This is a genomic window from Vibrio sp. 03-59-1 (assembly GCF_013114135.1).
Classification (GTDB): Bacteria; Pseudomonadota; Gammaproteobacteria; order Enterobacterales; family Vibrionaceae; genus Vibrio; species Vibrio cortegadensis.
This window is the reverse complement of record NZ_VTYA01000003.1, coordinates 89,793-103,383: the sequence shown is the minus strand read 5'-3', so window position 1 is coordinate 103,383 and position 13,591 is coordinate 89,793. Positions and strand designations below refer to the sequence as shown.

Below are 13,591 nucleotides of genomic sequence, written 5' to 3'. Positions count from 1 at the left end.
AGAACTTTTTCGAAAAAAAGTTATTGAGGAATTTCGTCACTAGATTTAGCTGGAACTTCGCTCATTGTGTCATCAGCTTGTTGGATAACTTGACCTTGAGCAGGATCAACCCACTGAGACTCAGTTTTATGTGTAGACATATTACCAAGCACTAAGCTAAGAACAAAAAATACTGTTGCAAAAATTGCTGTCATTCGGGTTAAAAAATTACCTGAGCCACCAGCACCAAACACTGTGTTTGAAGCGCCAGCACCGAATGAGGCTCCCATATCTGCGCCTTTACCTTGTTGAATCAACACGAGGCCAATTACACCAACCGCTGCCAACAGGTAAATCACAAGTAGAACTGAAAACATTTTTCCACCTATGTTCCGAATAGTTGAGCCAGCACTGCTTTAAATCATTAAATTTTAAAACAAAGCTAACGACCTCCTAACTGAAGGCCGAGCAATACTAGCGAAAGGATGCTTAACTGACAAGAAGAAATTGCTAAAAAGCGTCAACTTCAAGTTTAAACGGTCAAAAAAAGGACAAACAATGCCAAGTTCCCTATCCAACCACGACAAGGAACCTGCACTTTCGTCATTTGAGCCTAACAGCTTGCTTTGACTGCCTCTGCAATGTTATCTGCAGATCTCTGCACTAAATCAGCATCTTCACCTTCAACCATTACACGCAATAATGGCTCTGTTCCAGATTTACGTAACAGTACGCGTCCTTTTTCACCAAGTTCGGCTTCAACATCTAAAACAGACTGTTTTACTGCTTCCGCATCTAACGGATTAGAATCACCACTAAAGCGAACATTGATTAGAACTTGTGGATACAGTGTCATGCCTTGAGCCAACTCATTTAATGTCATTTCACTGTCGATAACAGAAGCTAACACTTGTAGAGCAGCAACAATAGCATCGCCTGTTGTCACTTTATCGAGCAAGATAACGTGACCTGAGTTCTCAGCACCGATTTTCCAGCCTTTAAGCAGCAATTGTTCCATGACGTAACGGTCGCCTACCGCCGCTCGTACAAATGGAATACCAAGCTGTTTAAGTCCATTCTCCATGCCAAGATTTGTCATCAGCGTACCGACAACACCACCTTTTAGTTCACCGCGACGTAGTGCATCACGAGCAATGATATAAGCAATTTGGTCGCCATCGACTTTATTACCTAATTCATCCACCATGATGATACGGTCACCATCACCATCAAATGCAAGCCCAAGAGCCGCTTTCTCTTCGACTACACGTTTTTGCAGTGCACGAACATCGGTGGCTCCGACTTCATGGTTAATGTTAGTACCTGTAGGCTCAACACCCATAGCGATTACATCAGCACCAAGCTCTTTGAATACGCTTGGCGCAATGTAGTATGTCGCCCCATGTGCACAGTCGATTACGATTTTCATACCCGCAAGGCTTAAGTGACTTGGGAATGTACTTTTACAAAATTCGATGTAACGACCTGCGGCATCATTAAGGCGTACTGCTTTACCTAGCTCTGCAGATTCTACACACTCAATATCTTTATCTAACTCAGCTTCGATCGCTAACTCTATCTCATCCGATAACTTTGTTCCTTCTGAAGAGAAGAATTTAATACCGTTATCGTAAAAAGGGTTATGTGATGCAGAAATAACAATTCCCGCCTCTGCTCGGAAAGTTTGAGTTAAATACGCAACAGCCGGTGTTGGCATTGGTCCAGTAAACGTCGCTTGCAAACCGGCGGCTGCTAAACCGGCTTCCAATGCAGATTCAAGCATGTAACCAGAAATACGCGTATCTTTACCAATGATGACTTTTTTAGTGCCCTGTTTTGCTAACACTCGCCCTGCCGCCCAACCAAGCTTTAATACAAAATCAGGGGTTATTGGATATTGACCAACTTTCCCACGAACACCATCAGTGCCGAAGTAACGTCTGTTTGACATGTTTATTCCTTAAATTATTATTTGGCTCAATTATAAATTTCGAGTAGTTGCGTTGACAATTTTCATCGCTTCTATTGTCTCTTCAACATCGTGGACTCGAATAATTTGAGCTCCTTTTAAAGCAGCAATCGTTGCACATGTTACGCTTGCGACCATGCATTCCGCAGGCGCTTTATCGAGTAACTTAAATACCATTGATTTACGTGACATCCCCGCAAGAATCGGCAAACCAAGAGCATGAAATTGATCTAAATGCGCAAGAAGTTGGTAATTATGATCGATTGTTTTCCCAAAGCCAAATCCAGGATCTAAAATCAGCTGTTCTTTCTGAATTCCTACCGCTTCACACGCCGCGATTCTCTCTTGTAAGAATGACGTTACATCAACCAACAAGTCTTGGTACGACGGTGTGATTTGCATGGTGCGCGGCTGCCCTTGCATATGCATAAGACAAACAGGAACTTGCGCCTTTGCTGCCACTTCTAACGCTCCCGGCTCTTGAAGTGCCCGAACGTCATTAATTAGATCTGCCCCAGCGGCAATCGCTTGCTGCATCACCTCAGCTTTACTGGTATCGATAGAGATCCAAACATCGGATATTTCTCGGATCGCTTTAATGGCAGGAATGACTCGGTTCAACTCATCTTCCAACGTAACATCCGGGGCTCCAGGCCTTGTTGATTCCCCACCGATATCAATGATGCTTACGCCAGCATCAATCATGCGCTGAGCTTGAATCAGCGCTTTATCTAACAAATGATACTTTCCACCATCAGAGAAAGAGTCAGGGGTAACATTGAGAATCCCCATCACATGTGGGCGATCGAGGTGAAGCTGTTTATTATTTGCTTTTAAAATCATCGTTGGTTATACCCCAAGAAAACACATATCGCTCTTCGATATACTCATGCTCATTATCGCTAAACGATAGAAACAGAAAAGCCCTGAGTTTCCTCAGGGCTTAATATCATAATTCAATTATTCTGAATCTTTATCTTTCGTTTCAACGTCCGGTTTCGGTTCTGTGTCTTGAGTTTCAGCCGCTGATTTTACTTCAGCTTTTGCTTCGCTCTTAGCAGATTCACTACCGTTAACTTGATCAGCCCAACCTGCTGGTTCGCGAATATCGTCTTTGCGTTCCATTAAGTCATCAATTTGGCCAGCATCAATCGTCTCATATTTCACCAATGCATCTTTCATTGAATGCATGATATCCATATTTTTCTCAAGAATTTTTCTAGCTCGGTCGTAGTTACGATCAATGATAATTCGAACTTCGTCATCAATCAGTTTAGCCGTGTCATTCGAAACATGTTTCGTTTGAGTTACGCTACGGCCTAAGAACACCTCACCTTCATCTTCTGCATAAAGCAGAGGACCAAGTTTTTCAGAGAAGCCCCACTGAGTCACCATCTTACGAGCAATATCAGTTGCACGTTCGATATCATTTGATGCGCCAGTAGAGACTTTGTCTTTACCGTAAATCAACTCTTCAGCTAGACGACCACCGTACAAACTAGAAATCATTGATTCTAGATGTTGGCGATTCATACTCACACGATCTTGCTCAGGTAGGTACATCGTCACACCTAACGCTCGACCACGAGGAATAATAGATACCTTATACACTGGATCGTGTTCAGGAACTAAACGACCAACAATTGCGTGCCCAGCTTCATGGTAAGCCGTCGATTCTTTCGTTTCTTCAGACAACACCATTGAACGGCGCTCAGCACCCATCATGATTTTATCTTTGGCAAGTTCGAACTCAACCATAGAAACGTTACGTTTATTACCACGAGCAGCAAATAGAGCAGCTTCATTGACTAAGTTTGCAAGGTCGGCACCAGAGAAACCTGGAGTACCACGTGCAATTAGTGATGGCTCAACATCGCCCGCTAGTGGAACTTTACGCATGTGTACTTTCAAGATTTGCTCACGACCTCGAACATCAGGAAGTCCAACAACCACTTGACGGTCAAAACGACCAGGACGAAGCAATGCAGGGTCTAGTACATCAGGACGGTTGGTTGCAGCGATAACGATAATACCTTCGTTACCTTCAAATCCATCCATTTCAACAAGCATTTGGTTTAGTGTTTGTTCACGTTCATCGTGTCCACCACCAACACCTGCGCCACGTTGACGACCTACAGCATCGATCTCATCAATAAAGATAATACAAGGTGCTGCTTTCTTCGCTTGTTCAAACATGTCACGCACACGAGATGCACCAACACCAACAAACATTTCAACAAAGTCAGAACCTGAAATAGTAAAGAACGGTACTTTTGCTTCACCAGCAATCGCTTTAGCAAGTAGCGTTTTACCCGTACCAGGAGGACCAACTAACAAGATACCGGTAGGGATCTTACCACCTAGCTTTTGGAAACGGCTTGGGTCACGAAGGTAATCAACTAGCTCTTTTACATCTTCTTTTGCTTCATCACAGCCAGCAACGTCAGAGAACAATGTTTTGATCTGCTCTTCGCTCATCATGCGAGCTTTACTCTTACCGAAAGACATCGCGCCTTTGCCGCCACCGCCGCCTTGCATTTGACGCATGAAGAATATCCATACACCGATAAGCAAGATCATTGGGAACCAAGAGATAAAGATAGTACTTAGTAAGCTCTGCTCTTCTGGCGGAGTACCTTGTACTTTCACTTTCTGATTAATTAAGTCGTCAAGAAGCTTGCTGTCATAAACGGGCATGTAAGTAACAAACTTAGCACCACCACTACGACGAACATAGGTTATTTGACTGTCATTAAATTGTGCTTCTTGTACTTGGCCTTGGCCAACTTCTTGTACAAATGTGGTGTAATCAACCGCTCTACCGTTACTTTCACCAGGGCCAAAGCTCTGAAATACCGACATTAAGACGACTGCGATTACTAGCCACAGGATTAAATTTTTTGCCATGTCACTCAAGGTGTAAGCCTCGCGATAACTAATTGTAATTAAAGGTAGGGTACTACAGTTTGTAACCTGTAGCTATAGTGTTAAGTTTTGCTTTTGCAAGCAAATCGTTAACCTTTGTAACCAGTGGCTACGATATAGACTTCACGGGAGCGAGCTCTCGAAGAATCTGGTTTTCTTATTTTAACTGCTTTGAACATATTGCGTATTTCCTTGGTGTACAGATCAAATCCTTCACCTTGGAATACTTTAACTACAAAGCTACCATTTGGGGCTAGAACTTGTCGACACATATCCAACGCTAATTCAACCAAATACATACCTCTTGGCTGATCTACCGAAAGATTTCCAGCCATGTTCGGAGCCATATCAGACATCACAACATCTACCATGTCAGGCTGAATTCTTTCTAGCAAGGCCTCTAATACCGCATCTTCACGGAAATCACCTTGCAGAAAAGCCACTCCCGCAATAGAATCCATTGGGAGAATATCACAAGCAATGACTTGTCCTTCCTCGCCAACAATTTCTGTTGCATATTGTGACCAACCTCCAGGTGCAGCACCTAAATCCACCACTGTCATACCTGGTTTCAGCAATTTATCTTTATTCTGAATCTCTTCAATTTTGAAAATTGCACGTGAACGATAGCCTCTTTTTTTGGCTTCATTCACATACTTATCATCAAAATGTTCTTTCAACCAGCGGCCTGAACTGGCCGAGTGTTTCTGTTTACTCATTAGATTCCTAACTCGTTGGTCGACATCAATGCCTAATAAATTATAGTCTTCGGGATTAGATGGCGCTAAAATAGGTTTTTTCAACCCTTATAATAAAGAAAATTGGCCGCATAATGAACCTAAGCACCAAACAAAAGCAGCACCTAAAAGGCCTAGCTCACAGTTTAAAACCTGTTGTGCTAATGGGCGCAAATGGACTAACTGAGGCTGTTCTAGCGGAAATCGATCTTGCTCTGAATCACCATGAACTGATCAAAATCAAAGTCGCATCAGAAGATCGCGAAACTAAGCAATTGATTATTGACGCTATTGTTCGTGAAACAAGCGCAGAAAAAGTACAAACTATTGGTAAAACATTAGTACTATTCCGCCAGACACCTGAGCGTAAAATCGAGATCCCTCGTAAATAACAGTTCGCATTAATTGCAAACTTTGTTACGAAATAGAAAAAGGCCGCATTGCGGCCTTTTTAGTTTTCAACGCTAAAATTGAAAATTAAATATATTCTACTTTATCAATTTCAAAGTCTTTATCGCCACCAGGAGTCGAGATAATCACTTCATCCCCCTCCATTTTGCCCACTAATCCGCGTGCAATTGGTGATTTAACAGAAATTCTGCCAGATTTAATATCCGCTTCATCTTCAGAAACAATTTGATATTTCACTTCTGCGTCGGTATCAACATCGATCAAAGTAACGGTAGTACCAAAAATAATTTTTCCGGTATTTTCCATTTTAGTCACATCAATGATCTGAGCAACAGATAGCTTATATTCAATATCACGAATTTGAGCTTCACAGATACCTTGCTCTTCACGAGCAGCATGATATTCAGCATTCTCCTTTAAATCGCCAAGCTCACGAGCTTCGCCAATTGCAGCTGAAATAATAGGACGCAGCTTCAACAATCTTTCTAATTCTTCTCGCAGTTTACTTTCACCACGAAGGGTCATTGGAACCTTTTCCATTACGTAACCTCTATGCCAAAGTTTTCTTTGGACAAAAAAACCCTCTTAGCACAACAGCTAAAGTAGGGATTAACTAACATGCTATTAGTTTAAACAAACTCAAGAGCTAAATCATCTTAATTAATTTTTCCAAGCATGAAACTACCATTCGACTCACAGGAATTAATTTTTCGTGGCTATCAAAAATAGCTAAATCGATAGAAATTGGGCATACCAATATAAAAAAAGCTAAAAAAAACGCAAATCCCCGCCAAAATAACATTCGACATAAACAATATAAAACAACAGCTTACGAATATAGAAAAGCAATAAAACAGTGTTCATAACTTTCATTTATATCATTTTACTAACGAGCTGATGAACTTTAGGGGTAAAAAGTAACCACAGATTACTTGAGCTTGCTTCGTACATCGCAGATATAGCGAATCAGATTTAAGCAAATAGAGAGTACTCGAGCGGGAACTTCCTCTCGCATAATTTATGGACAGTAAATTTAGGACTTATAACAATGAAAAAGACATTAATTGCACTTTCTGTAGCTGCTGCTGCAATCGCTACTGGCGCAAACGCATCTGAACTCTACAATCAAGATGGTACTTCTCTAGAAATGGGTGGCCGTGCTGAAGCTCGTCTATCTATGAAAGATGGCAAAGTTGAAGACAAATCACGTGTTCGTCTTAACTTCCTAGGTAAAGTTGAAATCCAAGATGGCCTATACGGCGTTGGTTTCTACGAAGGTGAATTCGTAACTGACCCAGCAACAGTAACAGACACTAATGGTAATGACGTTTCTGTTGATAGCCTAGATAACCGTTACGCTTACGCTGGTATCGGTGGTGAATTTGGTGAAGTAACTTACGGTAAAAACGACGGTGCTCTTGGTGTAATCACAGATTTCACTGATATCATGGCTTACCACGGTAACTCTGCAGCAGACAAACTTGCGGCTGCTGACCGTACAGACAACATGATCTCGTACAAAGGTTCTTTCAACGCTCTAGATGTTAAAGCAAGCTACCGTTTTGCTGACCGTGTTGAAGGCACAACAACTAACCCTGGCGAATACGGCGACAACGGTGAAGATGGTTACTCTCTATCTGGTATCTACACTATCGGCGAAACTGGCCTAGCACTTGGTGGTGGTTACGCGGACCAAGCAGACCAAAACGAATACATGCTAGCAGCATCTTACACAATGGGTGATCTATACTTCGCTGGTGTATTCACTGACGGTGAAAAAGACAAGAAAGATGCAGACTACACAGGTTACGAGCTAGCAGCAGCTTACACTATGGGTCAAACTGTATTCTCTTCTACTTACAACAATGCAGAAACTGATGGCGAAACATCAGCAGATAACATTGCTGTAGATGCAACTTACTTCTTCAAGCCTAACTTCCGTGGCTACGTATCTTACAACTTCAACCTAATCTCTAAAGGCGACAAGCTAGGTGAAGTTGGTGCTGGTAACGGTTCTGCAACATCTATGGATGCTGAAGATGAACTAGCTTTAGGTCTACGTTACGACTTCTAAGTCTAACCTGATTCTAAATTAGTCTCAGATACAAAATGAATTTAAACGCCTGCTCTCTAGCAGGCGTTTTTTTATGTATGTATACTCATAACTACTCCTTTTCTAGAAGTTTTTATTATGCGTTCGCTATTGCTTGTTTGTTGTTTACTGTTTTCTCAATTCTCTCTCGCATATTCACCTACTTCTCATTTGCCAAATGGCAGCCGTAGCAGTTTAATCATTCAATCATTGTCTTCAGATAACGCTGTCATAAAGCAAGACTCATCTTCACTCTATCCTCCAGCCAGCACTTTAAAACTATTAACGGCTCTCGCGACCAAGTTAGAGCTAGGTGATGATTTCTACTTTCCGACCACTCTTGAAAGAAGCGGCCGAGATCTGATTATTCGCTTCTCTGGTGATCCAACACTCACAAGAGCTCATCTAAAGCAGTTGTTCATCCGGCTAAAGCAGATGGGGACTCATTCGATAGACGGTAACCTCTGGTTAGATAATTCAGCATTTACTGGATACCCGCGTGCGGTAGGCTGGCCTTGGGATATTTTAGGGGTCTGCTACAGTGCACCATCTACCGCAATTACTCTCGATGGCAACTGTATTCAGGCATCAATCTATACTCAAACTAATGGCTCAACGCGCGTTCACGTCCCACAACATCAACCGATCACCGTTTCTTCAAATGCCACTACGGTATCTAAAGCAGGACAAAATGCGACGCAGTGTGATTTGGAACTGCAAACCTTCGACAATAATCGCTATGCACTTTCCGGCTGCTTAGTATCGCGTACAAAGCCTCTGCCTTTGAAATTTGCTCTTCAGCAACCCGAACTCTATACACAAGCTTTAATCACTCAGATTTTGCATGAATTAAACATGACAATCAGCGGAGATATTTTCATTGGCGCTCCTGCGAACAAAGGTTCGAGTGAATTCATCGCTGAGCACCGTTCAGAAAAGCTCCCACAGTTACTCGATATCATGCTAAAAAAATCGAATAACTTAATCGCAGACAATTTAACAAAAACGCTAGGTGCGCACTTTTTTGTCCAACCGGGCAGTTTTGGTAATGGCACACAAGCGATCAAGCAAATACTGTTTGCAAAAGCGGGTATAGACTTAACAGATGCACAACTGGTTGATGGTTCTGGGTTATCAAGAAATAACCGCATAACCGCATCGGACATGTCTCATGTTCTGCACTATATCTGGGAAAATGATCAGCAACTTGACTTGATAAAACTGATGCCTGTCGCTGGAAAGAATGGAACCTTGAAATATCGCTCTAGCATGAGAAAAAACCCAATTTCAGATCAACTTATCGCTAAAAGTGGTTCTTTATACGGTACTTACAATATGGCGGGATACGGTTTAAATAAAAATGGTCAACCTGAAACGATGTTTATTCAATTTGTGAGTGACTACTTCCCAAGTAAGAGCGGCGATGGCAAACCAGTCACCGCTCCTATCACATTATTCGAACAAGAATTTTATCGTGATGTTTTAAAAGCAAGTCAGGCTAAACCTAAAAAGTAATTCACCACGGTAAAGTAGATCCACATACCTGAAATATCAACGATCGAGGCAAGTACAGGACTAACTAGAACCGCAGGATCAAGCTTGATGACTCTGGCTAATATTGGCAATAGCCCTCCTAAGGTCGTTGATATCGTCACTTGGATAAACAGAGCGACTGCAATAGCAAAAGCAATCAAATGGATATCAAATCCCCCTGTTGATTGAGCATCGCCAAATAATAGTATGCGCCCCATCATTACAGCTGAAATCGCAATCGCTAGGCATATCGCCACCCGGCTCTCTTTCCAAAGAACAGATATCCACTGCCTTTTCTTAAGATCTCCAGTCGCTAACGCCCGTATCACCAATGTCGCCGCTTGCGTGCCAGTATTACCACCGGCGGCAGCGATAACTGGCATATAAATCGCGAGCAACATCAATTGGCTTAATGTATTTTCATACTGAGCGATAATCAGCCCAGAGATGATACCGAACAAAGCCAGAATAACGATCCAACCGACTCGCTGTTTAACGTGCTCCAGCACACTCGTCGCCAAATACCCCTGAGTGGTCTCCGCTTCTGAACGAATGAAACCCAATTGGTGAGCATAATGACGCGCTCGTTTGTCATAACCTTCCAGCTCTAACAGTGAGAGTAACTCCTGCACATACCCAACCGTGCAGTGATTCAAAACCCCCACGGCTTCTTCAATCGACATCACCGTCAATAAGTGGATCTGGTGTGACTGTTCATATTGTAAAAACGCATTCGTCGCAGCGCTGATCTCCGCATTCGAAAAATGAGTATTGTGGTGTTGAAAAATGTTGTTCATTACCGTCATGGCGAATCTCCCGATTGGCATTGGTAACGACCATCTGTATAGCTCAAGCGCACGGCAAGATACCTATACAAAAGTACATATAAGAGAAAATAGATTGGGAAAACTGGATACAGCATCATTAAAAATAAGCAATAGAGTCATGCTCATTCAGTTTGACAGGAATAGTCCCCTACCGTTGGGTAGGAGTGAAGATCACCGATACCGAAACGGGTTATTTTGCTCCCTTAGCGCTTTTTACCCAGCAACTGGGAGGATGGTCGGTATGGTTCATAAAAATCTCCAAAGATACTGCCTTACTGGCAGCGGCGGTATTCTAACAAAAAAAACAAACCAAGCCCATGAATTAGATGAGTAAAGCATCACATTTACTTCGTTTTTTAAGTATAAAAAAAGGCATCATCACGATGCCTTTTTGAATTACGTTCTACTATTGATAACCACTATTATTTGATCGTAATACGAGCAAATTTACGCTTACCAACTTGGTAAACCGCCGTTCCAACTTCAGGAACTAGTTTATTATCTTCAATTTTAGCGCCATCAATCTTAGCTGCGCCTTGCTTGATCATACGCATCGCATCTGAAGTCGAGTTCACTAAAGCCGACTCTTTTAATACGTTAGCAATTGGCATACCTGCTTCAAATTCAAACTCAGGCATATCTTCAGGTATTTGATTCTTCGCGAAACGGTTCACAAACTCTTGCTCTGCTGCATCAGCATCGGCTTCTGAGTGGAAACGAGCGATGATCTCTTTAGCCAATAGAACTTTCACATCACGTGGGTTCTTACCTGCATCAACGCCTGCTTTCAATTCCGCAACTTCTTCAAGTGGGCGGAAAGAAAGGAGTTCGTAGTAGCTCCACATCAAGTCATCTGAAATAGACATGATTTTACCAAACATTTCGCTTGGCGCTTCGCTAATGCCGATGTAGTTATGTGCCGATTTAGACATCTTCTTAACGCCATCTAAACCTACCAATAGCGGCATCATCAATACAGCTTGAGGCTTTTGTCCGTGTGCTTTTTGTAGTTCACGACCCATCAGTAGATTGAATTTCTGATCGGTACCACCAAGCTCGACGTCCGTTTCCATCGCAACAGAATCGTAACCTTGCAGTAAAGGATACATAAATTCATGAATAGCGATTGGCTGACCACCAGCATAACGCTTTTTAAAGTCATCACGTTCAAGCATACGAGCAACGGTTTGGTTCGATGCTAAACGGATCATACCTTCAGCACCTAATTCAGATAACCATTCAGAGTTGAACTGAATTTTAGTACGTGCCGGATCGAGAATTTTAAATACTTGCTCTTTATACGTTTCAGCATTTCTCAATACATCTTCACGGCTAAGTGGTGGACGCGTCGTATTTTTACCTGACGGGTCTCCAACCATTGCTGTGAAATCACCAATAAGGAAAGTAACTTCATGGCCGAGATCTTGAAAGTGACGCAGTTTATTAAAAATAACTGTGTGACCAAGGTGGATATCGGGTGCAGTTGGATCGGCACCTAGCTTAATACGAAGAGGACGATCCTCTTTCAGCTTTGCAATTAGTTCTTCTTCCGGTATTAGCTCTTCTACACCGCGTTTAATTTCAGCAAGTGCTGCTTCAAAACTCGCCATTGTTGGTTGCTCCCACAGATTTGGCAAAATATGTTATCCAGACATATTACTGAATAGAGATGTTTTTTGAAACCAGTTAAACTATTCCGTTGTCTATTTTCACAAAAAATACAGAACGAACCTGAACATGTTGTCGATTTTTACCCGCCTACCTTGGATTCATAAGACATTAATTGTCTTTTTTAGCGCCATTATTTTTGTTGCGCTGTTTTTATTACCCGATGCTAGCGATCTAAGAACAGATGAAAGCCGCCTAGAACTAGGGCGACATTATCCTTTGGCGATTAATGCAGAGGCGCTTTCCCCTGGTCAGGACATATTGCCTACGACAGTACTAAAATGGGAAACGCACAAAGTTCAATCCGGTGAGAGTGCTTCTGTTCTTTTCAAACGCATTGGTTTATCCGCACGTTTACTCTATAACCTCGTATCAACCAATAAAGATATCAAAACTCAACTCACCAAATTGAAACCAGGCGACAAGCTCATTTTCGGTTTTGATGAAAACAATGAGATGGTACAGCTCAAACGCAATATCAGCGCATTTGAAACATTCAAAGTCACTCGGACTGACTTTGGGTTTCAATCTGAATTCTATAAGAAAGAGATCAATTACCAGTACAATTATGCGGAAGCAGAAATCACATCCAACTTCTGGAATGCTGGCATTTCATCAGGATTAACCGCGAACCAAATCATGGAATTGGCTGGCATATTTGGCTGGGATATTGACTTCGCCTTAGACATCCGAGAGAACGATAGCTTTAAAATGCTCTATCAAGAGAAAGTGGTGGAAGGTGAAGTGATTGGCAGAGGTAAAATAATGGCCGCGGTATTTACCAACCAAGGGGATACCTTTACCGCCATCCTTGATGATAAAACGGGCAACTATTACGACGAGAAAGGGCGTGCTATGAAAAAAGCATTTCTACGCTCTCCTATTGATTTCCGTCGTGTTACCTCAAACTTTAACCCTCGTCGTAAACACCCAGTGACAGGAAAAGTTCGTGCTCACAGAGGTACGGATTATGCAGCTCCAGTAGGAACGCCTATTTGGGCTGCTGGTGATGGTATCGTGCAAAAATCTAGCTACAACAAATATAACGGTAATTACGTTTTCATTCGCCATAGCAATACCTACATCACCAAATACCTGCACATGAAACGTCGCATGGTGAAAACAGGCCAACGAGTGAAACAGGGACAAACGGTAGGGACACTAGGTGGAACCGGACGAGTGACAGGCCCGCACCTACATTATGAATTCCTAGTAAATGGCGTACATAAGAACGCACGCACGGTTAAACTACCGCAATCAAAATCGCTAACAGGCAAAGCAAAAGCAACCTTTATTGCCAACGCGGATATTCGATTGAATAAACTTGAACGATACGGCCAATTACTCGCTAAACAGTAATAGGCATAAACAATAATTGTTATGAAGTCGAAATCAATAGAGAGTGGTGAATAAACACCTCGCCACTCTCTATCTCTTTACCTCTTTCCCT

The 13,591-nt window shown here is 42.3% G+C and carries 13 protein-coding genes; 5 read left to right on the top strand and 8 right to left on the bottom strand.

Annotated features, from left to right (window positions below; all coding sequences use genetic code 11):
• Positions 1-20: 20 nt before the first annotated feature.
• The 5 genes from secG to rlmE all read right to left on the bottom strand — a co-directional run bounded on the left by secG (position 21) and on the right by rlmE (position 5,592).
• Positions 21-356, bottom strand: coding sequence for a preprotein translocase subunit SecG (gene secG, locus F0249_RS03930; RefSeq protein WP_171755939.1), 336 nt, complete (start codon positions 354-356; stop codon positions 21-23).
• 236 nt (positions 357-592) lie between these two features.
• Positions 593-1,930: a phosphoglucosamine mutase gene (gene glmM / locus F0249_RS03925; protein ID WP_171755938.1), complete on the bottom strand. Its 1,338-nt coding sequence runs from the start codon at positions 1,928-1,930 to the stop codon at positions 593-595.
• A gap of 30 nt (positions 1,931-1,960) precedes the next feature.
• Positions 1,961-2,791, bottom strand: coding sequence for a dihydropteroate synthase (gene folP, locus F0249_RS03920; protein WP_171755937.1), 831 nt, complete (start codon positions 2,789-2,791; stop codon positions 1,961-1,963).
• A gap of 117 nt (positions 2,792-2,908) precedes the next feature.
• Positions 2,909-4,855, bottom strand: a complete 1,947-nt coding sequence (gene ftsH / locus F0249_RS03915) for an ATP-dependent zinc metalloprotease FtsH (protein ID WP_171755936.1) — start codon at positions 4,853-4,855, stop codon at positions 2,909-2,911.
• 107 nt (positions 4,856-4,962) lie between these two features.
• Positions 4,963-5,592, bottom strand: coding sequence for a 23S rRNA (uridine(2552)-2'-O)-methyltransferase RlmE (gene rlmE / locus F0249_RS03910; RefSeq protein ID WP_171755935.1), 630 nt, complete (start codon positions 5,590-5,592; stop codon positions 4,963-4,965).
• Positions 5,593-5,705: 113 nt separating this feature from the next.
• Between rlmE and yhbY the strand changes: the two genes are divergently transcribed.
• Positions 5,706-6,002 carry a ribosome assembly RNA-binding protein YhbY gene (gene yhbY, locus F0249_RS03905; protein ID WP_017054112.1) on the top strand — a complete coding sequence of 99 codons (297 nt, stop codon included), beginning with the start codon at positions 5,706-5,708 and terminating at the stop codon, positions 6,000-6,002.
• 85 nt (positions 6,003-6,087) lie between these two features.
• Here the strand turns inward: yhbY and greA are convergent, their stop codons facing one another.
• Positions 6,088-6,561, bottom strand: coding sequence for a transcription elongation factor GreA (gene greA / locus F0249_RS03900; RefSeq protein WP_113799192.1), 474 nt, complete (start codon positions 6,559-6,561; stop codon positions 6,088-6,090).
• Positions 6,562-7,069: 508 nt separating this feature from the next.
• On the opposite strand from greA, the gene F0249_RS03895 reads away from it, so the two are divergent.
• Together F0249_RS03895 and dacB are read left to right on the top strand one after the other, a co-directional pair.
• Complete coding sequence (locus F0249_RS03895; protein ID WP_136995550.1) at positions 7,070-8,095, top strand: porin; 1,026 nt, start codon at positions 7,070-7,072, stop codon at positions 8,093-8,095.
• Between the two features lie 117 nt (positions 8,096-8,212).
• A complete protein-coding gene (gene dacB / locus F0249_RS03890; protein ID WP_113799196.1) occupies positions 8,213-9,628 on the top strand; it encodes a serine-type D-Ala-D-Ala carboxypeptidase in 1,416 nt (471 codons plus the stop codon).
• Here dacB and F0249_RS03885 read toward each other — a convergent pair.
• Positions 9,607-10,452 (bottom strand): magnesium transporter, encoded by an 846-nt coding sequence (locus F0249_RS03885; protein WP_017054116.1) that lies wholly within the window; start codon positions 10,450-10,452, stop codon positions 9,607-9,609. The two genes, dacB and F0249_RS03885, sit on opposite strands and share 22 nt — an antisense overlap.
• Positions 10,453-10,604: 152 nt before the next feature.
• On the opposite strand from F0249_RS03885, the gene F0249_RS03880 reads away from it, so the two are divergent.
• Positions 10,605-10,769 carry a hypothetical protein gene (locus F0249_RS03880; protein WP_216599518.1) on the top strand — a complete coding sequence of 55 codons (165 nt, stop codon included), beginning with the start codon at positions 10,605-10,607 and terminating at the stop codon, positions 10,767-10,769.
• A 126-nt stretch (positions 10,770-10,895) separates the two neighbouring features.
• On the opposite strand, the gene tyrS is transcribed toward F0249_RS03880, so the two are convergent.
• The gene (gene tyrS, locus F0249_RS03875) at positions 10,896-12,083 is read right to left on the bottom strand and encodes a tyrosine--tRNA ligase (RefSeq protein WP_017054118.1); all 1,188 of its coding nucleotides are present in this window, start codon (positions 12,081-12,083) and stop codon (positions 10,896-10,898) included.
• A gap of 127 nt (positions 12,084-12,210) precedes the next feature.
• On the opposite strand from tyrS, the gene F0249_RS03870 reads away from it, so the two are divergent.
• A complete protein-coding gene (locus F0249_RS03870) occupies positions 12,211-13,500 on the top strand; it encodes a peptidoglycan DD-metalloendopeptidase family protein (RefSeq protein ID WP_171755934.1) in 1,290 nt (429 codons plus the stop codon).
• The last annotated feature ends 91 nt before the right edge of the window (positions 13,501-13,591 follow it).

Bases quoted from the DNA above. Each gene is read 5' to 3' on its own strand.
- yhbY (WP_017054112.1), top strand. From the start codon at position 5,706: ATGAACCTAAGCACCAAACAAAAGCAGCACCTAAAAGGCCTAGCTCAC.
- rlmE (WP_171755935.1), bottom strand. From the start codon at position 5,592: ATGAGTAAACAGAAACACTCGGCCAGTTCAGGCCGCTGGTTGAAAGAA.
- secG (WP_171755939.1), bottom strand. From the start codon at position 356: ATGTTTTCAGTTCTACTTGTGATTTACCTGTTGGCAGCGGTTGGTGTA.
- F0249_RS03870 (WP_171755934.1), top strand. From the start codon at position 12,211: ATGTTGTCGATTTTTACCCGCCTACCTTGGATTCATAAGACATTAATT.
- F0249_RS03885 (WP_017054116.1), bottom strand. From the start codon at position 10,452: ATGACGGTAATGAACAACATTTTTCAACACCACAATACTCATTTTTCG.
- folP (WP_171755937.1), bottom strand. From the start codon at position 2,791: ATGATTTTAAAAGCAAATAATAAACAGCTTCACCTCGATCGCCCACAT.
- tyrS (WP_017054118.1), bottom strand. From the start codon at position 12,083: ATGGCGAGTTTTGAAGCAGCACTTGCTGAAATTAAACGCGGTGTAGAA.
- F0249_RS03895 (WP_136995550.1), top strand. From the start codon at position 7,070: ATGAAAAAGACATTAATTGCACTTTCTGTAGCTGCTGCTGCAATCGCT.
- glmM (WP_171755938.1), bottom strand. From the start codon at position 1,930: ATGTCAAACAGACGTTACTTCGGCACTGATGGTGTTCGTGGGAAAGTT.
- ftsH (WP_171755936.1), bottom strand. From the start codon at position 4,855: ATGGCAAAAAATTTAATCCTGTGGCTAGTAATCGCAGTCGTCTTAATG.
- dacB (WP_113799196.1), top strand. From the start codon at position 8,213: ATGCGTTCGCTATTGCTTGTTTGTTGTTTACTGTTTTCTCAATTCTCT.
- greA (WP_113799192.1), bottom strand. From the start codon at position 6,561: ATGGAAAAGGTTCCAATGACCCTTCGTGGTGAAAGTAAACTGCGAGAA.